This is a genomic window from Halomonas sp. LBP4, from assembly GCF_003202205.1.
In the GTDB taxonomy this organism is placed as follows: domain Bacteria; phylum Pseudomonadota; class Gammaproteobacteria; order Pseudomonadales; family Halomonadaceae; genus Halomonas; species Halomonas flagellata.
The window spans coordinates 81,008-101,775 of sequence record NZ_PDOG01000010.1 but is presented as its reverse complement, the minus strand read 5'-3'; the positions used below and the strand labels follow the sequence as shown (position 1 = coordinate 101,775).

Annotated in this window: 17 protein-coding genes; 11 read left to right on the top strand and 6 right to left on the bottom strand. The window is 65.5% G+C overall.

From position 1 onward, the window contains the following. A partial coding sequence (locus tag CR157_RS23140) for a pyruvate kinase (protein ID WP_258364251.1) occupies positions 1–113 on the bottom strand: 113 nt, incomplete at its 3' end. Positions 114–490: 377 nt separating this feature from the next. Between CR157_RS23140 and gap the strand changes: the two genes are divergently transcribed. Both gap and CR157_RS21050 read left to right on the top strand, forming a co-directional pair. Next, positions 491–1,513 carry a type I glyceraldehyde-3-phosphate dehydrogenase gene (gene gap, locus CR157_RS21055; RefSeq protein ID WP_110285482.1) on the top strand — a complete coding sequence of 341 codons (1,023 nt, stop codon included), beginning with the start codon at positions 491–493 and terminating at the stop codon, positions 1,511–1,513. 103 nt (positions 1,514–1,616) lie between these two features. After that, the gene (locus tag CR157_RS21050) at positions 1,617–2,360 is read left to right on the top strand and encodes a sulfite exporter TauE/SafE family protein (RefSeq protein WP_110285481.1); all 744 of its coding nucleotides are present in this window, start codon (positions 1,617–1,619) and stop codon (positions 2,358–2,360) included. Positions 2,361–2,449: 89 nt separating this feature from the next. On the opposite strand, the gene iolB is transcribed toward CR157_RS21050, so the two are convergent. From iolB to CR157_RS21035, 3 genes are read right to left on the bottom strand one after another with little or no spacing between them, the layout of a single operon-like run. Further along, positions 2,450–3,253 carry a 5-deoxy-glucuronate isomerase gene (gene iolB, locus CR157_RS21045; RefSeq protein WP_110285480.1) on the bottom strand — a complete coding sequence of 268 codons (804 nt, stop codon included), beginning with the start codon at positions 3,251–3,253 and terminating at the stop codon, positions 2,450–2,452. A gap of 18 nt (positions 3,254–3,271) precedes the next feature. Continuing rightward, complete coding sequence (gene iolG, locus CR157_RS21040; RefSeq protein WP_110285479.1) at positions 3,272–4,267, bottom strand: inositol 2-dehydrogenase; 996 nt, start codon at positions 4,265–4,267, stop codon at positions 3,272–3,274. 44 nt (positions 4,268–4,311) lie between these two features. Continuing rightward, positions 4,312–5,175, bottom strand: a complete 864-nt coding sequence (locus CR157_RS21035) for a MurR/RpiR family transcriptional regulator (RefSeq protein ID WP_110285478.1) — start codon at positions 5,173–5,175, stop codon at positions 4,312–4,314. 206 nt (positions 5,176–5,381) lie between these two features. Here CR157_RS21035 and CR157_RS21030 point away from each other — a divergent pair, with 206 nt between their 5' ends. The 8 genes from CR157_RS21030 to CR157_RS20995 all read left to right on the top strand — a co-directional run bounded on the left by CR157_RS21030 (position 5,382) and on the right by CR157_RS20995 (position 15,639). After that, positions 5,382–6,332, top strand: coding sequence for a sugar ABC transporter substrate-binding protein (locus tag CR157_RS21030; protein ID WP_110285477.1), 951 nt, complete (start codon positions 5,382–5,384; stop codon positions 6,330–6,332). A 52-nt stretch (positions 6,333–6,384) separates the two neighbouring features. After that, positions 6,385–7,515 (top strand): ABC transporter permease, encoded by a 1,131-nt coding sequence (locus tag CR157_RS21025; RefSeq protein ID WP_110285476.1) that lies wholly within the window; start codon positions 6,385–6,387, stop codon positions 7,513–7,515. A 1-nt stretch (position 7,516) separates the two neighbouring features. Next, positions 7,517–8,377 (top strand): ATP-binding cassette domain-containing protein, encoded by an 861-nt coding sequence (locus CR157_RS21020; RefSeq protein WP_110285475.1) that lies wholly within the window; start codon positions 7,517–7,519, stop codon positions 8,375–8,377. A 161-nt stretch (positions 8,378–8,538) separates the two neighbouring features. Then, positions 8,539–9,270: a TIM barrel protein gene (locus CR157_RS21015; protein ID WP_258364250.1), complete on the top strand. Its 732-nt coding sequence runs from the start codon at positions 8,539–8,541 to the stop codon at positions 9,268–9,270. Positions 9,271–9,354: 84 nt separating this feature from the next. Next, complete coding sequence (locus CR157_RS21010) at positions 9,355–11,301, top strand: bifunctional 5-dehydro-2-deoxygluconokinase/5-dehydro-2-deoxyphosphogluconate aldolase (RefSeq protein WP_110285473.1); 1,947 nt, start codon at positions 9,355–9,357, stop codon at positions 11,299–11,301. 1 nt (position 11,302) lies between these two features. Further along, positions 11,303–13,150, top strand: a complete 1,848-nt coding sequence (gene iolD / locus CR157_RS21005) for a 3D-(3,5/4)-trihydroxycyclohexane-1,2-dione acylhydrolase (decyclizing) (protein ID WP_110285472.1) — start codon at positions 11,303–11,305, stop codon at positions 13,148–13,150. Positions 13,151–13,202: 52 nt separating this feature from the next. Continuing rightward, on the top strand, positions 13,203–14,105 hold the full coding sequence (iolE, locus tag CR157_RS21000; RefSeq protein ID WP_110285471.1) for a myo-inosose-2 dehydratase: 903 nt from the start codon (positions 13,203–13,205) through the stop codon (positions 14,103–14,105). Between the two features lie 31 nt (positions 14,106–14,136). Then, positions 14,137–15,639 (top strand): CoA-acylating methylmalonate-semialdehyde dehydrogenase, encoded by a 1,503-nt coding sequence (locus tag CR157_RS20995; protein ID WP_110285470.1) that lies wholly within the window; start codon positions 14,137–14,139, stop codon positions 15,637–15,639. Positions 15,640–15,798: 159 nt separating this feature from the next. Here the strand turns inward: CR157_RS20995 and putA are convergent, their stop codons facing one another. Both putA and CR157_RS22725 read right to left on the bottom strand, forming a co-directional pair. Then, positions 15,799–19,464 carry a bifunctional proline dehydrogenase/L-glutamate gamma-semialdehyde dehydrogenase PutA gene (gene putA / locus CR157_RS20990; RefSeq protein ID WP_110285469.1) on the bottom strand — a complete coding sequence of 1,222 codons (3,666 nt, stop codon included), beginning with the start codon at positions 19,462–19,464 and terminating at the stop codon, positions 15,799–15,801. 98 nt (positions 19,465–19,562) lie between these two features. After that, positions 19,563–19,730, bottom strand: a complete 168-nt coding sequence (locus tag CR157_RS22725; protein WP_181422137.1) for a hypothetical protein — start codon at positions 19,728–19,730, stop codon at positions 19,563–19,565. A gap of 119 nt (positions 19,731–19,849) precedes the next feature. Here CR157_RS22725 and CR157_RS20985 point away from each other — a divergent pair, with 119 nt between their 5' ends. Then, positions 19,850–20,695, top strand: coding sequence for a helix-turn-helix transcriptional regulator (locus tag CR157_RS20985; protein WP_110285468.1), 846 nt, complete (start codon positions 19,850–19,852; stop codon positions 20,693–20,695). The last annotated feature ends 73 nt before the right edge of the window (positions 20,696–20,768 follow it).

Below are 20,768 nucleotides of genomic sequence, written 5' to 3'. Positions count from 1 at the left end.
TCGACGCCGGCGGCGATCATCGCCTCCAGCACGCCGTCGCGGTCGCTGGCCGGGCCCAGGGTGGCGACGATCTTGGTGCGGCGGATGGGATCGTGCAGCGGTGTGCTCGACATGTCGGGCTCCTCCGGTGGGGCTGTGTTGTTGTCGGGGTACGATAGCGCCTTTCTGGTAAGTTTACTACATAAAGACGCATCATGATGCGGCGATGTCTCTGCCTGATCACGCAGGTGAATCGATTCATCTAGTCGAACTATCTCCGGATGGTGCGGCATTCCGGTAAAATTCGCGTCTTGGCCATGGCAGAACCATATGTTGTAAAGTTACTAAAAAATACTTGAGTCTTTTTGTCGACTGGTCCACATTAAGGGGCAGATGAGCCGCAGGCCGTTACGCAGGGACGAGATCGACGCCGGTCGCCAAGCCTGGATGCCTCCGCCAATCGGCTCAGCCACGACCCACCAGACGCCACTGGAGCGAGAGGAAAGACGCCATGACGCTCAAGATCGCCATCAACGGCTTCGGCCGCATCGGCCGCAACGTGCTTCGCGCCCTTTACGAGAACGGCTACCGCAATCGTGTGCAAGTGGTCGCCATCAACGACCTGGGCGATCCCGCCCTCAATGCCCACCTGCTGCGTCACGACACCGTGCACGGCCACTTTCCCTTCAAGGTAGAGCATGACGAGGAGAGCCTGAGCGTGGATGGCGACCGCATCACCATCCTGTCGCAGCGTGACCCCGCTGAGCTGCCGTGGAAGGCAATGGACGTTGACCTGGTGATGGAATGCACCGGCCTGTTCACCAAGCGTGCCGCCGCCGCCAAGCATCTGGAGGCCGGCGCCCAGCGGGTGCTGATCTCCGCGCCGAGCCCCGATGCCGACGCCACCGTGGTCTACGGCGTCAACGAGGACGTGCTGACCGCCGAGCACAAGGTGGTCTCCAATGCTTCCTGCACCACCAACTGCCTGGCCCCGGTGGCCCAGGCCCTCAACGAGGCGGTGGGCATCGAGAACGGCCTGATGACCACGGTGCACGCCTACACCAACGACCAGAACCTCTCCGACGTCTACCACAGCGACCCCTACCGGGCGCGCAGCGCCACTCACTCGATGATCCCGACCAAGACCGGGGCCGCGGCGGCGGTGGGGCTGGTCCTGCCCGACCTCGCCGGCAAGTTCGACGGCCTGGCGGTGCGGGTGCCGGTGATCAACGTCTCGCTGGTGGACCTGGTGTTCACCGCCAGCCGCGACACCACCAAGGAAGAGATCAACGCCATCGTCGCCAAGGCCGCCGAGGGCTCCCCGGTGCTGGCGGTCAACGCCCAGCCGCTGGTCTCCATCGACTTCAACCACGACGCCAACTCCTCGACCTTCGATGCCAACCACACCCGGGTGAACGGTCGCCTGGTCAAGGTGATGGCCTGGTACGACAACGAGTGGGGCTTCTCCAACCGCATGCTCGATACCGCCCTGTCCATGCAGGCCGCGAGTGACGCCAAGCGCGACGCCGCCTGATGCGGTGACTTGACCACGCAGGTTGGTATGATCGAACGCCGGGGCGGCACACCGCCCCGGCGTTTTCGTGTCTGTCATGCCCGTTTCCCCGCAAGGATGCCCGATGCTGCCCGACTACTCCTGGTTCGCCTGGACCCTGATCGTCGCCTCCACCTACCTCACCGGCGTCTCCAAGGGCGGTTTCGCCGGGGGCTTCGGTACCCTCTCGGTGCCGCTGATGGCGCTGGCCATCGGGCCCATCGAGGCCGCCGGCCTGCTGCTGCCGCTGTTGCTGGTGATGGACGCCTTCACGGTCAAGGCCTGGTGGGGCCGGCACGATGGTGCCGAGGTGCGCCGCCTGGTGCCGGGGCTGGCGGTCGGCGTGGTCATCGGCACCCTGCTGGCCGGCACTCTCGACGAGAACGGGGTGCGCCTGCTGCTCGGCGTGCTCTCGCTGCTGTTCGCCGCCTATATGCTGCTCAGGCCGGCGGCCGGGCGGCCCATCTCGCCGCGCTGGGCGCTGCCGGCCGGTACCGGCTGCGGCTTCACCAGCTTCCTGGCCCATGCCGGGGCGCCGCCGCTCAACCTCTACCTGATCCCCCGGCGGCTGCCCAAGGAGACCTTCATCGCCACCAGCGCGCTGGCCTTCGCCGCGGTGAACCTGATGAAACTCGGGCCCTACCTGTGGCTCGGCGAGATCAATATCACCAGCGCCTGGGCCTCTCTGCTGCTGGTGCCGGTGGCCTGGTTCGGGGTGCGTAGCGGCCTGTGGCTGCAGCAACGGGTCAGCGAGGCGCTCTTCTATCGCCTGGTGATCCTGGCCATGGCCATCGTCGGCGTGCAACTGGTGGCCAAGGCGCTGGGGTGACCGGTCTGCCGGCACAAAAAAGCCCCGCACGGGGCGGGGCGAAGAGACGTCAGGACGGAGAGTCTGACGATGCAGGCGGGAGAGCCCGCTCACTGCTTGACGATCCACTCATGGGCCGGGTCGTTCTGGAACTTCCACTTGCGCTTGGGGCCGGCCATCACGTTCAGGTAGTAGAGCTCGTAGCCGTGGGGCGTGCCGGCGGGATGGTAGCCGCGGGGCACCATCACGCAGCAGCCGTCCTCCACCGCCATGGTCTCGTCCAGGGAGCGGTCGTCGGTGTAGACCCGCTGGAAGGCGAAGCCCTGGGACGGATTGAGGCGGTGGTAGTAGGTCTCCTCGAGGATCGACTCCTCGGGCAGGTTGTCCACGTCGTGCTTGTGCGGCGGGTAGCTGGACCAGTTGCCCGCCGGCGTGTAGACCTCCACCACCAGCAGGCTGTCGGCCGGTTCGGTCTCCGGCAGGATGTCCTGGATATGGCGGGTATTGGTGCCGGTTCCCCGAGTGCTGCGCTTGACCTGGTCCGGGGTGATCAGGCGCGGGGCGTGATTGCCCTTGCCCGGGGCGCTGCACACGGCCAGTTCCAGGTCGGTGGTGGCTTCCACGCTGAAGCTCACGCCATCCGGGAGATAGACGGCATAGGGCGGTATCTTCTCGAAGATATCCATGCGCTCGCCGATGTCCTCCCAGCGGTGCTCGCCGCTGGTCACGGTGGCGTGACCCGACAGCAGCACCAAACAGTGCTCGCGGTCACCGGTGTTGGCCTCGAGCCCCTGGCCCTTCGCCAGTTTGTGCACGCGAAAGCCCACATGGTCCCAGCCGGCGGATTCGGGGGTGACTTCCAGCACCTTGCCTTGGGCATCGGGCGCGTGGGGGCGTACCAGTAATGAGGTCATGGATCGCTCCTGTGGCGTTCAGTGAATATCGTCGAGGGCGATGCGGCGGCCTTCTTTCAGCGAGCGCTCGGCGGCCTCGGCCAGGCACAGGGCCTCCAGGCCGTCGATGGGGCCGGCCAGCGGGGGGCGTTGCGTCTGCCATGCCTCAACAAAGTCGCCGATTTCGCGGCTGTAGGCCTCGGCGTAGCGTTCCAGGAAGAACCACTTAGGCTTCTCCTCCACCTGGCCCGGCTCGCCGGTGAAACGCAGGCGGGTCTCGCTCTCGTTTTGGGCCTGCAGCATGCCCGCGCTGCCGAAGGCTTCGATACGTTGGTCATAGCCGTAGCAGGCGCGGCGTGAATTACTGATATGGCAAAGCCGGCCGCTGGCGGTAGTCAGGGTCACCATGGCGGTATCCACGTCGCCGGCCTCGCCGATGGCGGGATCGATCAGGCAGCTGCCCTCGGCGTGGACATGGGTGATGGGCTCGTCGAGTAGCCAGCGGGCCATGTCGAAATCGTGGATTGTCATGTCGCGGAACAGGCCGCCGGAGGCGCCGACGTATTCCGCCGGGGGCGGGCTGGGGTCGCGGCTGATGATGGTCAGCGTTTCAAGATTACCGACCCGCCCTTCTGTCACGGCCTGCTTGAGGGCAGAGAATTGGGGATCATGGCGGCGGTTGAATCCCAGCGCGCAGGTCACCGGATGCGCCTCCAGCACCTTCAGCGCCTCACGGGTGCGCGCTAGGTCCAGGGCGATCGGCTTCTCGCAGAGTACCGCCTTGCCAGCGCGGGCCGCCCGCTCCAGGTAGTCGGCGTGGGTGGGCGTGCTGGAGGCGATCAGCACGGCGTCGATATTGGCGTCCTCGAAGACGGCATTGGCGTTGAGAGCACGGCTACCGTATGTGCTAGCCAAGGCTTCGGCAGCTTCAGCGTGGTAGTCGGCCACCGCGGCCAGGGTCACTTCGGGATGGGCATCGATAGCCTGGGCGTGCACCTTGCCGATGCGTCCAGCGCCGATCAGGGCGAGTCTCATAAGGTGTCCTCTTGGTGTGAATGAATTGTCGTGTACTGGATGGCTCACGCGTGTCCGGCATCATTGTCAGTTGGGGGACGATCACGAGCCTTGTCCTGGCGAACGCCCAAGGCGATGGCCAGGGTCTGGGTCAGGCACAGCGAGGCGGTCAGGCCACGGAAGCTCTTGACCTCAGCTTCATGCACGATGAGCGATACATCAGCGACCCTGGCAAGCGGGCTGAGGGTTGAGTCGGTGATGACCACTAGGGGAATACCGCGCCTCACCGCTTCCTCGGCGGCTTCACGCGACTCCTGCGCATAGGGGGAATAACTCACCACCAGCAAGGCGTCTCGGTCACCGATCGACCTAATCTGCTCGCCATGCATGCCGCCAATGCCACTGACCAGATGGGCACGCTTGTCTACATGCTGCAAGGCATAGGTCATGTAGCTCGCCACCATGAAAGTGCGCCGAACTGCCATGACATGAATGGCATCGGCATGCTCGAAGATATCCAGGGCCCGCTCCAGGCTGCGCGGGTCGATGCGCCCCGGCAGCTGTTCCAACACCTCGCGATTGGCCTCGGCGAACTCCCACAGCAGCTGGGTGCTGTCGGGTGTCTCGCCGGTGGCCGAGCGCACGGCTCGGATGCGTTCCGTGTAGTTGGGCAATTCGTCCACCAACCTTGCGCGGAACAGCTGTTGCATCTCCGAGAAGCCCGAGAAGCCGAAGTGATTGGCGAAGCGGATCAGGGTTGAGGGTGTGACGCCAGCCTGCTCGGCCAGCTTGGCCGCTGTAGCAAAGGCCACCTCTTGAGGATGGTCCAGCAAGAAGCGCGCCGTTTGCTGCAGCCGGCGGCTCAGCGACGGATAGTCGTCTGTGATGCGTGCTTCTAGTTGGATGTAGTCCTGGGGTGTCTCGCTCATCTGACTCTCTTCCTTGCCTTCGCCAGGATGTGGCGCCGGTGTTTAGCTGGATGATGAGAGGCAGCTTAGGCGAAGTGGAATAATAATTCCAATAATACCAAAGTATAGAATAAAAAATTTGCGCAAACACCTCGTTGGAATCTATATTCCAAACCGTCACTGCGCGAATGCGTACATTCACAACGACAATCACGAGGATTCTACTCATGGCACGTCTATCCCATTGGCTGATGGCCTCCGCGACCGCTGCGGCGCTCATGGCCGGCACGGCACAGGCACAAGAGCAGACGGAAGAACAAAATCGCTTCGTCATGGTGACCCATGGCGTTCCCTCAGATCCTTTCTGGTCCGTGGTCAAAAATGGAGCAGAGGCGGCTGCTGAACTCGTAGGCGCTGAGCTTGAGTATCGCGCACCCTCCACTTTCGATATGGCCAGGATGCGTCAGCTCGTCGAGGCAGCGGTGGCTTCGGCCCCTGATGGCCTGATCGTCTCCTTCACCGACGAGGATGCGCTGGGCAGCGTCATCCAGAATGCTGTCGATAACGGCATTCCGGTGATCACCATCAACTCCGGTGGCGATGTGGCGCATGATTACGGGGCTCGCATGCATGTTGGGCAGAGTGAATACGAAGCGGGTAGGCAAGCTGCCGAACGCATGCGGGATATGGGCGTAGAGAAAGCCGTCTGCGTCAACCAGGAGCAAGGCAACCAGGCGCTCGATCAGCGCTGCGACGGTTTCATCGAGGGCTTCGATGGCAATGCCGAACAGATCGCGACGACATACGACCCAACGGCGATCCGCAATGCCATCATCGCCTACCTCAATCAGAATCAGGATGTGGGTGGGGTGCTGACCCTGGGTGCCCTGGCTGCAGAACCGATGGTCGACGCTATGCGCGAGCATGGTGCCACCGACAAGTTCACCTTGGGCACCTTCGACCTTTCTCCCGGCATCCTTGAGGCTGTTGAGGCGGGTGATCTCGCCTTCGCTATCGACCAGCAACCGTACCTGCAGGGCTACCTGCCCGTCGCGTTCCTCGACCAGTACGTCAAGAATGGTCTGCTGCCGGCTGGAGACGTCCTCACTGGCCCGGGTTTCGTGACCTCTGACAATGCCGCCCAGGTCATCGAGCTGAGCAGTCAGGGCATTCGTTGATATCTACCAAACCGACGGGCCCGGCGAATCCGGGCCCAGGGAGTCGATCGTCATGAAGTCCAATGAACCCAATCAGTCTACCGCTGCGGTGGCGGAACCACAGGATGAGCGCCTTCAGAAGATTTCATTCTGGAAGAAGGCACTGAGCCGTCCCGAGCTTGGCGCTCTGGCCGGTACCGTTCTGGTCCTCGCCTTCTTCATTGTCGTCTCCAGCGGCACCGGCATGTTCACCCCGGCTGGCATCCTCAATTTTCTCGAAGTGGCAGCTCAGCTTGGCATCATCGCCACCGCTGCCGCGTTGCTGATGATCGGTGGCGAGTTTGACCTCTCCATCGGCTCGATGATCGGGCTGGCTGGCATCCTCATCGCCATCCCCGCCGTGGAATACGGCTGGCCACTGTGGGCGGCTATCCTTCTGGCCTTTTTCTGTGCGGCTCTGGTGGGCTGGATCAACGGCAACCTAGTCAATAAGACGGGGCTGCCTTCCTTTATCGTCACCCTGGGCTTTCTGTTCATCCTGCGTGGCCTGGCGATCGGCATCAGCCGTTTGCTGACCGGGCGGACCCAGGTGGGTGGTGTGCATGATCATATCCCCGGTGACTGGTTCGCCGCCCTGTTCTCCGGCGAGGTGGCCACGGGCCTGTTCGCCTGGATGGCCTCCCAGGGCTGGATCGGCACTAACTTCGCCGGCAACCCAATAGTTACCGGCATCCCGGTCTCCATCGTCTGGTGGCTCGGTCTCACCGCCGTGGCGACTTGGGTCTTGCTCTGTACCCCCTACGGCAACTGGATCTTCGCCAGCGGTGGCGACAAGAATGCCGCGCGCAACTCCGGCGTGCCGGTACATCGGGTCAAGATCTCGCTGTTCATGTTCACCGCCTTCTCGGCCACCGTCTTTGCCTGCATTCAGGTAATGGACACCGGCTCTGCCGACACTATTCGCGGAATGCTCAAGGAACTCGAGGCGATCATCGCCGTGGTCATCGGTGGTGCCCTGCTCACGGGGGGTTATGGCTCCGCCATCGGCGCGGCATTGGGCGCGCTCATCTTCGGCATGGTGCAGATGGGCATCTTCTATACCGGCGTCAACACCGACTGGTTCCAAGTCTTCCTGGGCGTGATGCTGCTGGTTGCTGTGCTGTTCAACAATTACATGCGCAAGAAGGCGATGGAGGCCAAGTGAGATGAGCGAACGTACTCCCATGATCGAGATGTGCAATGTCAGCAAGCACTTCGGCAGCGTCATCGCCCTGAGCGACATCTCGATGAAAGTGTGTTCCGGCGAGGTCATGTGCCTGCTGGGTGACAACGGCGCCGGCAAGTCCACCCTCATCAAGACCCTGTCGGGTGTCCATAGCCCGTCCCATGGCGAGATGTACCTGGATGGCAAGCCAGTGCACTTCAAGTCCCCGGCCTACGCGCTTGACGCCGGTATCGCCACCGTCTTCCAGGACCTGGCGATGATCCCGCTGATGTCCATTACCCGTAACTTCTTCATGGGGCGCGAACCCACCGTGGGCTGGGGGCCTTTCAAGCGCATCGACTGGAAGTACGCCGACCGAATCGCCAAGCAGGAGATGGCCAAGATCGGCATCGACGTACGTGACCCCGGTCAGCCGGTCGGCACCCTTTCCGGCGGGGAGCGCCAGTGTGTGGCCATCGCCCGGGCGGTCTATTTCGGCGCCAAGGTGCTGATCCTGGACGAGCCGACCTCGGCGCTGGGGGTCAAGCAGGCGTCGGTGGTGCTGCGCTATATCGCCAAGGCGCGGGCCGATGGCCTGGCGGTGATCTTCATCACCCACAACGTTCATCACGCCTTTCCGGTGGCCGATGCCTTCACCCTGCTGGCGCGCGGCGGCAGCCTGGGTACCTTCCGCAAGGCAGACATCACCCGTGAGGAGGTGTTGAACATGATGGCCGGTGGAGCGGAGTTGGAGAGCCTCGATGCCGAGCTGGCCGAGTTCCAGCGCAGCGACACGGAGCAGAAGGCGAGCCGTGGAAGTGCCGCGCCCCGGCAGGAGGCCTCGAGCTCTTCCGGCACATAATGTGAGCACAACTGGTCGCCTGACACCGCCGGGCGAGGGTTACAGAGTTCGGTGTGTGTAGGCGGGTGACGACACTCTTTCATGGAGCTGTAGCAATGACTCAACGAGCTGAACACTCACCCTTCACCCTGGCGGTCTGCGCTGAGATGGTATTTCGCGATATGCCGGTCACCGAGCGGATCAAGCGTATCGATGCCCTGGGCTTCCAGGTAGAAATTTGGGATTGGACGAAGCACGACATTCAAGCCTTGGTAGACACCGGTGCGACCTTTTCCTCCATGACCGGCTACATCGACGGCACTCTGGCCGATCGGGATGGCGCTGATCGGCTGGTCGAAACGGCACGTGAATCGATCGACGTGGCCAAGATTCTTAGTATACCGCGGCTCAATCTGCATGGCACTGGCCTGGATGGCCAGGGGCTGCCAGTGAAGTCGGGGGCCGAGATGACCGGGCCCATGTGGATCCAGGCGGCGGACACCCTGAACCGTCTGGCGGACCTCGGCCAGCAGCATGGGGTCACCTTCGTGCTGGAGAATCTCAATACCGCCGTCGACCACCCTGGTGTGCCCTTTGCGAGAGCCGAGGATGTCCTGGCACTGGTGACGGCTGTCGATCGCCCGGAAGTGCGCATCATGTTGGATCTCTACCACGCCCAGATCGGCGAGGGGAATCTGGTCGAGTTGGTGCGACGCTGCGCGCCCTATATCGGCGAGATCCAGGTGGCGGATGTGCCCGGCCGCTGCGAGCCCGGCAGCGGCGAAATCCATTATCCGGCCATCGCGCGGGCGCTGAACGACATCGGTTATCGGGGCACCGTTGGCCTGGAGGGCTGGGCCTCCAGCGACGACGAGCTGGCCCTGGCCCGCTTTCGAGATGCCTTCACCCTTTAACCCCTGCGAAGAGAACAGCGTCGTAGCGTTCGCCGGGCCACCGGTTCGATGGGTGCCATACGACAAGCGACGCGGAGAAACCCTATGCAAGAGATAAACACCGACAACAGACCCTTAGATCTGATCTGCCTCGGTCGCGTCGCCGTCGACCTCTATGCGCAGCAGGTCGGCAGCCGCCTCGAGGACGTGACCAGCTTCGCCAAGTACCTTGGCGGCAGCTCCGGCAACATGGCTTATGGCACCGCTCGGCTAGGGCTCAAGTCCGCCATGCTCTCGCGGGTGGGTGACGAGCAGATGGGTCACTTCGTGCGTGAGGAACTCGAGCGCGTCGGCGTCGACACCATGGCCCTGCAGACAGATCCGGAGCGCCACACCGGCCTGGTACTGCTGGCGCTCAAGGATCGCGACACCTTTCCGCTGCTTTTTTACCGGCGGGACTGTGCCGACATGGCCATTGACGCGGATGCCATCGATCCGACCTTCATCGGCCGCGCCCGGGCCCTTGCCATCACCGGCACCCATCTCTCCACTGAGACGACTCGGCAAGCCTGTCGCAAGGCGCTGGATGCGGCGGCGTCGCATGGCGTCAAGCGAGTGTTGGACATCGACTACCGGCCGGTGCTCTGGGGGCTGACCAGCCCAGGCGACGGTGAGACCCGCTTCATCGCCGATGAGACGGTTACCACCGACCTGCAGTCCTGGCTCGGCGACTTCGACCTGATCGTTGGCACCGAGGAGGAGTTTCATATCGCCGGCGGTAGCACCGATACCCTGGAAGCGCTGCGCGCGGTACGCCGGGTCAGCGATGCCACCCTGGTGTGCAAGCTCGGCGCACTGGGCTGCGTGGTCTTCGAGGGCGAGCTCCCCGAGCGGATCGAGGATGGCATCCTGGTCCGGGGGGTCAAGGTCGAGGTGCTCAACGTGCTGGGCGCCGGCGACGCCTTTATGAGTGGTCTCTTGAGAGGCTGGTTGCGTGGTGAAGAGTGGCAAACCAGCGCCACCTACGCCAATGCCTGCGGGGCGCTGGTGGTCTCCCGCCACGGCTGCGCGCCGGCCATGCCCACCGAGGAGGAGCTGTTCGACTACCTGTCGCGCCGTGACGAGGTGCCCCGACCCGACAAGGACGAGCGTCTCAACCATCTGCATCGTGTTACCACCCGGGTGCCGGCCGAGTGGCCTGAGGTGTGCGGGCTGGCCTTCGATCATCGCCGACAGCTCACCGATATGGCCCGGGAAGAGCATGCGGATCCCGCTCGGCTGCCGATGCTCAAGCGCTTGCTGGTTCGGGCCGCCGAGGAGGGTGCCCGCCGCTGTGGACTGGCGAAGCCGGCGATCCTGGTGGACGACGTGCTCGGCCAGGATGCCCTCAACGACGCCAGCGGTCGCGGCTGGTGGATCGGCCGCCCGGTGGAGCTGCCGAGCTCACGCCCGCTGCGCTTCCAGCACGGTGACGACCTGGGCAGCGAGCTGCGCCACTGGCCGGCCGAGCACATCATCAAATGCCTGGTGTTCTACCATCCGGACGATGCCCTGGAGCTGCGCCTGGAGCAGGAGGCGCGTCTTCGCCAGCTCTATCGCTCGGCTTGCGACAACCACCTCGAGCTGCTGGTGGAAGTGATTCCGCCGGTCAACATGCCCCAGGACGACACCACGTTGCCGCGCAGTTTGCAGCGTCTCTACAACCTTGGCATTCGCCCTGACTGGTGGAAGCTGCCGGCCATGTCCGATGCCGCCTGGCAGGCGGTGGGACGGATCATCGGCGCCCAGGATCGCCACTGTCGCGGCGTGGTGCTGCTGGGCCTCGACGCGCCCATGGAGGACATGAAACGCGGCTTCGCTCCCGCTGCCCGACAGGCGCGCTGCAAGGGCTTCACCGTGGGCCGTACCCTCTTCGCCGCGGCAAGCCGCGAATGGCTGGGGGGGCGCATCGACGATGCCACCTTAGTGAGCCGCGTTGCCGAAAACTATGCCGAACTGATTCAGGAGTGGCGGTGCCTGCGCCGCACCGCCCACCAGCCGGAGGAAGCCTGATATGCGCACCATTCGTCTTACCATGGCCCAGGCTTTGATCAAGTATTTGACGGCCCAGCGCATTGAACATGAGGGGCGTGAGCTCCCGCTGTTCGAGGGGGTGTTCGCCATCTTCGGTCACGGCAACGTGGCCGGCCTCGGCGAGGCGCTCTACCATGCCCAGGACGAGTTGCCGACCCTGCGCGCTCACAACGAGCAGACCATGGCCCACGCCTCCATCGCTTTCGCCAAGGCCAACGGCCGGCGTCGGATGATGGCGGCCACCAGCTCCATCGGCCCGGGAGCTGCCAACATGGTCACCGCCGCGGCTCTGGCCCACGCCAACCGCTTACCGATCCTGCTGCTGCCTGGCGATACCTTCGCCACCCGGGAGCCCGACCCGGTGCTGCAGCAGCTGGAGAACTTTGGCGACCCGACCATCACGGTCAATGACTGCTTCCGTCCGGTGTCGCGCTTCTTCGATCGCATCACCCGCCCGGAGCAGCTGCTGACCAGCCTGCCCCAGGCCATTGCCACCCTGCTCGACCCTGAGCACTGCGGCCCCGCGACCCTGGCGCTACCCCAGGACGTCCAGACCTTCGCTTACGACTATCCTGAGGCCTTCTTCACGCCGAGGGTGCACCGCATCCGCCGCCCCCAACCGGACTCGCGGGAACTGGATGAGGCCATTGCCGCTTTGGCCCGCGCCGAGCGTCCGCTCATCATTGCCGGCGGCGGTGTGCACTATGCCGGCGCCTGTGAGCGTCTTGGCGAGTTCGCCCAGGTTCATGGCGTGCCGGTAGCCGAAACTCAGGCCGGCAAGGGATGCCTGTCCGACGCCCATCCTTGCGCGGTAGGCGCCATCGGCGTCACCGGCAGCGCCGCCGCCAATCGCCTGGCCGAGCAGGCAGATGTGATTCTTGCGGTGGGAACCCGCCTGCAGGATTTCACCTCCGGCTCCCGGACGCTCTTCGAGCATGACGATCTCACCCTGGTGGCGCTCAACGTGGGGCGCTTCGACAGTCAGAAACATCATGCCCTGCCGCTGATCGGTGACGCCCTCGTTGGCCTCGCGGCACTCGACACCGGCCTGTCCGAGTGGCGTGCCGCCGACGCCTGGCGGGAGCAGGTCGGCAGCCTCAAGCGCGAATGGGTCGAGGTGGTGGCTCGCGTCACCGCCGATGAGGGGCGCGAGCTGCCCACTGACGCCCAGGTGATTGGTGCGGTCAATCGCCAGGCCGGGGAGGACGGCACCGTGGTCTGCGCCGCCGGCGGGCTTCCGGGTGAGCTGCACAAGCTGTGGCAGGCCTCCGGTCCGGGCAGCTACCACGTGGAGTACGGCTTCTCGTGCATGGGCTACGAGATCGCTGGCGGCCTGGGGGTCAAGATGGCCCATCCCGAGCGTGAGGTGTTCGTGATGGTGGGCGACGGCTCCTATCTGATGCACAACTCGGAGCTCGCCACCTCGGTGATGCTGGGTCACAAGCTGGTCGTGGTGGTGCTCGACAACCGCGGCTACGGCTGCATCAACCGCCTGCAGCAGGCCACCGGCGGGGCTGGTTTCAACAACCTTCTCGAGGACTGCCGCACAGTAGCGGGAGGCGCCCCGAAGATGGATTTCGCGGCTCACGCTCGAAGCATGGGCTGTCAGGCGGAGAGCGTGTGCGGCATCCAAGCGCTGGAGCAGGCGCTGGTAAGAGCCCGCCAGGCCTCGACCACCTATGTCATCGCCCTGGACACCGACCCGCTGCCCAGCACCGCCGAAGGCGGCGCCTGGTGGGATGTCGCGGTGCCCGAGGTCTCTCAGCGTGAGCAGGTCAACGAGGCTTACCGCGGTTACCGCGAGGCCAAGCGTCGCCAGCATCACTGAAATTAGAACAGCCAGAAGTGGGCCAACAGGCTCACTTGATCAGGAGTTTCTCATGTCTACTGTACGCCTGGGGATCAATCCCCTGACCTGGACCAACGACGACCTGCCGAGCCTGGGAGCCGACACTCCGCTGGAGGTCTGCCTGGAAGAGGGCCGTGAGGCGGGGTTTTCCGGCTTCGAACTCGGCAACAAGTTCCCGCGCACACCGGATGCGCTCTCGGACGTGCTGGGTCGCTACGACCTGGCGCTGGTCTCCGGCTGGTACTCCGCTCGCCTACTTGAGCGCAGCCCGGAGGAGGAGATCGAGGCGCTCCAGGACCACCTCGAGCTGCTCAAGCAGTGTGGTGCCAAAGTCATGGTGTTCTGCGAGGTGAGTCGCTGCGTCCACGGCAACCAGGCCGTCCCGCTTTCCCGGCGCCCTCACCTCAGTGATGCCGATTGGCGTCGCTTCACCGAGGGGCTAAACGTGGTGGGGGACTACCTCAAGGAGCAGGGCGTGCATCTCGCCTACCACCACCATCTGGGCACCGTGGTGGAGAGCCAGGAAGACGTGGAGCGGATGCTCGAGGGCACCCGCGACTCCGTCGGCCTGTTGCTCGACTTCGGTCACCTGCGCGGTGCCGATGGCGATCCCCTGGCGGTGGCTCGGCGCTATGCCGCCCGGATCAAGCATGTGCATTGCAAGGACCTGCGCTACCCGGTCCTGGAGGAGCTCCGTAACCGCGACAAGAGCTTCCTGAATGGGGTGCTCGATGGCCTCTTCACCGTACCCGGCGATGGCGATGTAGACTTCCTGCCGGCCTTGACCCATCTGTGTGAGGCCGGCTACCGAGGCTGGCTAGTGGTGGAGGCCGAGCAGGACCCCGAGGTAGCACACCCGCTGACCTATGCGCGGATGGGCTATCGCAATCTGCGCTCCCTCGCCGAGCAGGCCGGCTTCCGCATCGCCGACTGAAATACCACGCTTTTGATATATGGAGAGACCCATGAACAGCATTCAACATTTCCTCGACGGGTGCGTCGTCCCGGGCCAGAGCGGCCGCACCGCCCCCGTCTACAACCCCGCCACCGGCGAACAGAGCGCCCAGGTGGCCTTGGCCTCCGCCGACGAGACCCGCGAGGCGGTGCGCGTCGCCCATGAGGCCTTCGCCGGCTGGGCCAAGGTCACGCCGCTCAAGCGTTCGCGGATCCTGTTCAAGTTCAAGGAGCTGGTGGAAACGCACGCCGACGAGCTGGCGCGGCTGATCTCCAGCGAGCACGGCAAGGTGTTCTCCGACGCCAAGGGCGAGGTGACCCGCGGCCTGGAGGTCGTCGAGTTCGCCTGCGGCATCCCGCACCTGCAGAAGGGCGAGCACTCCATGAATGTGGGCACCGGGGTGGACAGCTACTCCATGATGCAGCCGCTGGGCGTGTGTGCCGGCATCTCGCCGTTCAACTTCCCGGCGATGGTGCCGATGTGGATGTTCCCCATCGCCCTGGCCTGCGGCAACACCTTCGTGATGAAGCCCTCCGAGAAGGATCCCTCCACCTCCATCCGCCTGGCCGAGCTGCTCAAGGAGGCCGGCCTGCCCGATGGCGTGTTCAATGTGGTCAACGGCGACAAGGAGGCCGTCGACGTGCTGCTCACCGACGAGCGCGTCCAGGCGGTGAGCTTCGTCGGCTCCACCCCCATCGCCGAGTACATCTACGCCACCGGCTCTGCCCATGGCAAGCGCGTCCAGGCCCTGGGCGGCGCCAAGAACCATATGGTGATCATGCCCGACGCCGACCTGGACCAGGCCGTCGGTGCGCTGATGGGGGCCGCCTACGGCTCCGCCGGCGAGCGCTGCATGGCGATTTCCGTGGCCGTGCCGGTGGGCGAGGAGACCGCGAGCCGACTGCGCGAGAAGCTCGTCGAGCAGCTCCAGAAGCTGAGCGTCGGCCCGGGCATCGTCGACGGCCCGGACCACGACATGGGCCCGCTGGTCACTCGTGAGCACCTGGAGAAGGTCAAGGGTTATATCCAGGTCGGGGTGGACGAGGGCGCCGAGCTGGTGGTCGACGGCCGCGAGGCGGTGATCGAGGGCGCCGGCGACGGCTTCTTCCTCGGCGGCTCGCTGTTCGATCACGTCAAGCCGGGCATGCGCATCCACAGCGAGGAGATCTTCGGCCCGGTACTGGCCATCGCTCGAGCGGAGAGCTTCGACGACGCCGTGGCGATGGTCAACGACCACGAGTTCGGCAACGGCACCGCCATCTTCACCCGCGATGGCGACGCCGCCCGCCAGTACTGCGAGCAGATCCAGGTGGGCATGGTTGGCGTCAACGTGCCGATCCCGGTGCCCATGGCCTTCCACAGCTTCGGCGGCTGGAAGCGCTCGCTGTTCGGTCCGCTGCACATGCACGGCCCCGACGGCGTGCGCTTCAACACCCGCATGAAGACCATCACCCAGCGCTGGCCCAGCGGTATCCGTGAGGAGACCAACCACTTCACCATGCCGACGCACTGATCATCGATCGGATATTGGTGTGACCGCGAACGCCGGGGCTCAAGGCCCCGGCGTTTTTATTAGAAACGTTCCATCCCGCTTGATGGCCCCGAGCCTCTTGACGCTGTGTTCCGCCCCCTTGCCGCTGGGGGCGGGATCACCTCGACAGAACCGGTGAGCCTATTCGGCCGTCGCCAGCAGGCTGGCATTGCCGCCCGCGGCGGTGGTGTCGATGCACAGGTGGCGTTCCACCACGTAGCGCTCCGGCGCGATGGTCTGGGTCTCGAGCGACACGATGGGGCCGTCGCGCGCGGCGAGCGCGAGGCGCAGCTCGTGGGTCCAGTCGCTGGCGCCGGCCGCGGCCACCGCCGCGATGCCCTGGACCGCGCTCAGCGTCTCGGCCGCGACGCGGCCGTCGCGCGCGGCGACGGGCGCCCCGGCATCGACCAGCGGCCGCACGGCCGGTACCGCACCCGGTGCTGCGAGCACCGCCGCACAGCCCGCGCCGAGCGCCTGTACCGCCTGGGCGATGGCGATGTCGAGCGTCGGCCCGAGGCAGAGGACCGGGCCCTTGGGATAGAACGACAGCCGGTTGCTTTCCCCCGTCGGCCCCGGCAGCGTCTGCGGCGTCATGTCCAGGGCCGCGGTCTCGGCGAGCGCCTTGCGGATCACGCCGCGTTTACCGGAGAGCGCCTTGCGCAGCACCTCGACCCGGTCGGGGCGCGCCGCCCAGTTGCGCGGGTCCAGGCCGTCGAGGGCCGACTGGAGATCCCCGAGCGCCACGGCGGCGTCCTGGGGCGCCTCGTGGCGCTCGGCGGTGGCGGTGCGGCGAAAGCGGTTGACGTAGAGCGGGCCGCCGGCCTTGGGCCCGGTCCCCGACAGGCCCTCGCCCCCGAAGGGCTGGGAGCCGACGATGGCGCCGATCTGGTTGCGGTTGACGTAGATATTGCCGACATGGAGGCGTTCGACGATCTGCTGCACGCGGTCGTCGATCCGGGTATGCAGGCCGAAGGTCAGCCCATACCCCTTGGCATTGATCGCGTCGACCACCTTGTCGATGTCCCGCGCCTTGAAGGTCGCCACGTGCAGGACCGGGCCGAAGATCTCGCGCTCGAGATCCTCGATGCCCCCGACCTCGACTACGGCCGGGGTGACGAAGGTGCCGACGTCCGGCGCGGGCAGCGTCTTCAGCACCTTGCCGGCCTTCTGCTGCGCCGCCACGTAGGCGGCGATGTCGGCCTGGGCGTCGGCGTCGATCACCGGCGAGACGTCGGTGTCGGTGTTCCAGGGGTCGCCGATGGTGAGCGCGTCCATGGCGCCGTCGAGCATCGTCAGCAGCCGCTCGCGCGCCTCTTCCTGGACATACAGCATGCGCAGCGCCGAGCAGCGCTGGCCGGCCGACTGGAAGGACGAGATCAGGATATCGCGCACCGCCTGCTCGGTCAGCGCCGTGGAGTCCACGATCATGGCGTTCAGCCCGCCGGTCTCGGCGATCAGCACCGCATCCGGCCCGGCATTCTGCGCCAGGGCCTGGTGGATGATCTGCGCCACCTCGATCGAGCCGGTGAAGCAGACGCCGGCGATCCGCGGGTCGCGGGTCAGCGGCCCGCCCACCGTCGGCCCGTCGCCGGGCAGCAACTGCAGCGCCGCCTCCGGCAGCCCGGCCTCGCGCATCAGCTCGACGGCCCGGGCGGCGATCAGCGGTGTCTGCTCGGCGGGCTTGGCGAGCACCGCGTTGCCGGCCGCCAATGCCGCGGCGATCTGGCCGGTGAAGATGGCCAGCGGAAAGTTCCACGGGCTGATGCAGACGAAGATGCCGCGGGCGCCGCCGGGCGCTTCCGCCTCCAGCCGCTCGCCCTCGTTGGCGTAGTAGCGCAGGAAATCCACCGCCTCGCGCACCTCGGCGATGCCATCGAGAATCATCTTGCCGGCCTCGCGGGTGGCGATCGCGGTCAGCTCGGCGATGTGCTGCTCGTAGAGGTCGGCGATCCGGCGCAGCACCTCGGCCCGCTCGGCCACCGGCCGCGCCGACCAGTCGCGGTAGCCGTCCTCGGCGGCGTCGAGCGCGGCCGCGACCTCGGCCGGCGTCGCCTCATGCACCCTGCCGACCAGGCGCGAGCCGTCGGTGGGGGACAGGGCATCGCGGGCCGGTCCCTGCGGTGCCGGGCTTCCCGCCAGCATGGGCCCGGCGGTCCAGGTCGTGTCGGCGAATTCCTCGCGCGCCGCCAGCAGCGGCAGGATCGAGGCGGGTTCGTTGATCCGGTAGCCGCGGGAGTTCTTGCGCTCGGGGGCGAAGAGCTCGCCGGGCTGGCGGATCAACGGGCTGGCGATGGCGTCGCCGAGGCGCTGCATCCCGGCCACCGGATCCTTCGAGACCTCGCTGGGGGGAATCGAGTCGTCCACCACCTGGTTCACGAACGAAGAGTTCGCCCCGTTCTCCAGCAGGCGGCGTACCAGGTAGGCCAGCAGGTCACGGTGCGCACCGACCGGGGCATAGATCCGGCAATGCGTGCCCTCCGCCTGCTTGACGATATGGTGCAGCGATTCGCCCATGCCGTGCAGGCGCTGGAACTCGTAGCTGTCCTTGTCGTCGCCCGCCATGGCGACGACGGCGGCGCAGGTATGGGCGTTGTGGGTGGCGAACTGCGGATAGATGCGGTCGCGCCGGTCGAGCAGCAGCTGCGCGCAGGCCATGTAGCTCACATCGGTGTTGACCTTGCGGGTGAAGACCGGGAAGGTCTCGACCCCCATCTCCTGCGACAACTTGATCTCGGTGTCCCAGTAGGCGCCCTTCACCAGCCGCACCATGATCCGGCGGTCGAGCCGCTCGGCCAGCTCGTAGAGCGCCTCGATCACCGGCGCGGCGCGGCGCCCGTAGGCCTGCACCACCACCCCGAAGCCGTCCCAGCCGGCGAGACCGGGGTCGGAGAGCAGCGCCTCGATCACGTCGAGCGACAGGTCCAGGCGGTCCTGTTCCTCGGCGTCGATGTTGAAACCGATATTGGCCTTGGCCGCCTGCTTCGCCAGTTCCAGGGCGCGTGGCACGAGGGTCGTCATTACCGTGTCGCGGTGGGTGAATTCGTAGCGCGGGTGCAGCGCCGAGAGCTTCACCGAGATCCCGGGACTTCCGCGCACGTCGCCCTTGGCCTGCTTGGCGATGGCGGCGATCGCCGTGGCATAGGCCTGGTGATAGCGCCGTGCGTCGGCGTCGGTGCGCGCCGCCTCGCCCAGCATGTCGTAGGAGTAGGTGTAGCCCTGCTTCTCGAGCTCGCGGGCATTCTTCATGCCCTCCTCGATGGTCTGGCCGAGCACGAACTGGCGGCCGAGGACCTTCATCGATTGACCGACGGCGGTGCGTACCACCGGCTCGCCCATGCGGCGCACCAGGCCGCGCAGCGCCCGCACCGGGCCCTTGGGATCCTCTTCCAGCACCTTGCCGGTCAGCATCAGCGCCCAGGTCGAGGCGTTGACCATCGACGACGAGGACTTGCCCAGGTGCGCGCCCCAGTCGGACGGCTCGATCTTGTCATGGATCAGATCGTCGATGGTCTCCGCATCGGGCACGCGCAGCAGCGCCTCGGCCAGGCACATCAGGCCGACGCCCTCCTCGGTCGAGAGCCCGTATTCGGCCAGGAACGCCTCCATCATCGAGGGCGAGGTTTCCTGGCGCACGCGCTCCACATAGTGGGCGCCGACCTCGGCTACCCGGCGGCGGTCGTCCTCCGACAGCGTGATGCGTTCGACGAGCCCACGCAGCACCTCGGCCTCGTCGGCTGCATAGTGGGCACGGATGCGCGCCCGCGGTTCGCTCACAGTGCCATGGTGGCGCATTGTTACTTCGCTCATGGTCGATCTCCCCTTGTCACCTGGAACACAGCGTCGATGCGCCAACTCGGATTTGTCGTTCTTGTCGAAAGGTCATTATGTAGCTTAGGTGTCCCGGCTCAGGTTGCGCCCACCGTCTCCAGCGCCGGGATGGCGACACCGAGATCCTCGGTGGCGATGCCCACGCCCTTGAACAGGGTGATCCCGACCTTGGCTTCGCGTCCGGAGACGTCAGCCAGGGCCTCCCAAGGTAGCGCCTCGGTCGCTTGCTCGGACTCGAGCTTCATGTCAACCTCGTTTCAACGATGTTGTCATGCCAGTCTAGGCAGAGCATCGACCGGACTCTTGATCCAGACTCCTGAGCCGTTGCTCGAGACTCCGCACTCTTGCTGCCCGAGGAAGGCCCATGTCCCAGACCCTGGCTCGCTGCAACCGCATTGCACGCCACTCGGGAGAGCATTGCCATTCCTATCCGCAACTGCTGCTGGGGTGGCGTGGCGTCCTGGACATTGAATTCAGCCCCGGCGGAGAGCACCTCGAACTGGGCCGGGCGGCGATCCTGCCGCCCAGCGAGCACCATCTTTTCCGGGGAGGCGACGACAGCTGCGAGATCCTGGTCATCGATCTCGACACCGATGACCCCTGCCTGGCGTCACTGGAGCAGAGCTGCGCCCTGCAACTGCGCGAGTCCCTGTTCGCGACGCCCAAGACCCTCAGCCTGCCGCCCACCTTGATCCCCATGGTGGAGCTGGCCACACGCCAGTTGAAGGCGGACAAGTCCACGGCGCAGTCCGCCCTCCTCAACCACCAACTGGCCATCCTGTTCGTCAGCCAGCTCAGTGAGCTACTGGCGTTGGGTCATACGGAGACCCGAGGCCAAGGGCGACTCTCCGCGACACTTCTCGATAGCTTGATCGACGAGCGCCTGACGACGCCTCCCGATAACCAGCTGCTGGCCGATGCCTGCCATCTCAGCCAGAGCCAACTCCACCTGCTCTGCCTGCGCGATTTCGGCGTCACTCCGCAGCAGTATGTCATGAACCGGCGTTTACGCTGGGCGCGTTTCTGGTTACGCGAGACGCCGCGCCGGGTAAGTGAAATCGCCTTCGACCTGGGCTTTTCCGGGGTGTCGAGCTTTTCACGAGCCTATCGGCGCAGGATGGGCTATTCACCGAGTGAGGAGCGAAGAAGCGCAATGCATCCAGATAGATGCAACGCGGACACCTTACCTGGCCGGATGCCATCGGCGTGATGGGCCCGGAGGCCGGAAGAGGTCTCGACATCCAACCGTTTTCGCGGCGGTCTTGTCACGCCGAGCCACTACG

Excerpts from the sequence above, each read along its gene's own strand:
- iolB (WP_110285480.1), bottom strand. The coding sequence starts at position 3,253 with ATGACCTCATTACTGGTACGCCCCCACGCGCCCGATGCCCAAGGCAAG.
- CR157_RS21020 (WP_110285475.1), top strand. The coding sequence starts at position 7,517 with ATGAGCGAACGTACTCCCATGATCGAGATGTGCAATGTCAGCAAGCAC.
- CR157_RS21015 (WP_258364250.1), top strand. The coding sequence starts at position 8,539 with ATGCCGGTCACCGAGCGGATCAAGCGTATCGATGCCCTGGGCTTCCAG.
- CR157_RS22725 (WP_181422137.1), bottom strand. The coding sequence starts at position 19,730 with ATGAAGCTCGAGTCCGAGCAAGCGACCGAGGCGCTACCTTGGGAGGCC.
- iolD (WP_110285472.1), top strand. The coding sequence starts at position 11,303 with ATGCGCACCATTCGTCTTACCATGGCCCAGGCTTTGATCAAGTATTTG.
- putA (WP_110285469.1), bottom strand. The coding sequence starts at position 19,464 with ATGAGCGAAGTAACAATGCGCCACCATGGCACTGTGAGCGAACCGCGG.
- CR157_RS21010 (WP_110285473.1), top strand. The coding sequence starts at position 9,355 with ATGCAAGAGATAAACACCGACAACAGACCCTTAGATCTGATCTGCCTC.
- CR157_RS20995 (WP_110285470.1), top strand. The coding sequence starts at position 14,137 with ATGAACAGCATTCAACATTTCCTCGACGGGTGCGTCGTCCCGGGCCAG.
- iolE (WP_110285471.1), top strand. The coding sequence starts at position 13,203 with ATGTCTACTGTACGCCTGGGGATCAATCCCCTGACCTGGACCAACGAC.
- CR157_RS21035 (WP_110285478.1), bottom strand. The coding sequence starts at position 5,175 with ATGAGCGAGACACCCCAGGACTACATCCAACTAGAAGCACGCATCACA.
- CR157_RS21030 (WP_110285477.1), top strand. The coding sequence starts at position 5,382 with ATGGCACGTCTATCCCATTGGCTGATGGCCTCCGCGACCGCTGCGGCG.
- CR157_RS20985 (WP_110285468.1), top strand. The coding sequence starts at position 19,850 with ATGTCCCAGACCCTGGCTCGCTGCAACCGCATTGCACGCCACTCGGGA.
- CR157_RS21025 (WP_110285476.1), top strand. The coding sequence starts at position 6,385 with ATGAAGTCCAATGAACCCAATCAGTCTACCGCTGCGGTGGCGGAACCA.
- gap (WP_110285482.1), top strand. The coding sequence starts at position 491 with ATGACGCTCAAGATCGCCATCAACGGCTTCGGCCGCATCGGCCGCAAC.
- CR157_RS21050 (WP_110285481.1), top strand. The coding sequence starts at position 1,617 with ATGCTGCCCGACTACTCCTGGTTCGCCTGGACCCTGATCGTCGCCTCC.
- iolG (WP_110285479.1), bottom strand. The coding sequence starts at position 4,267 with ATGAGACTCGCCCTGATCGGCGCTGGACGCATCGGCAAGGTGCACGCC.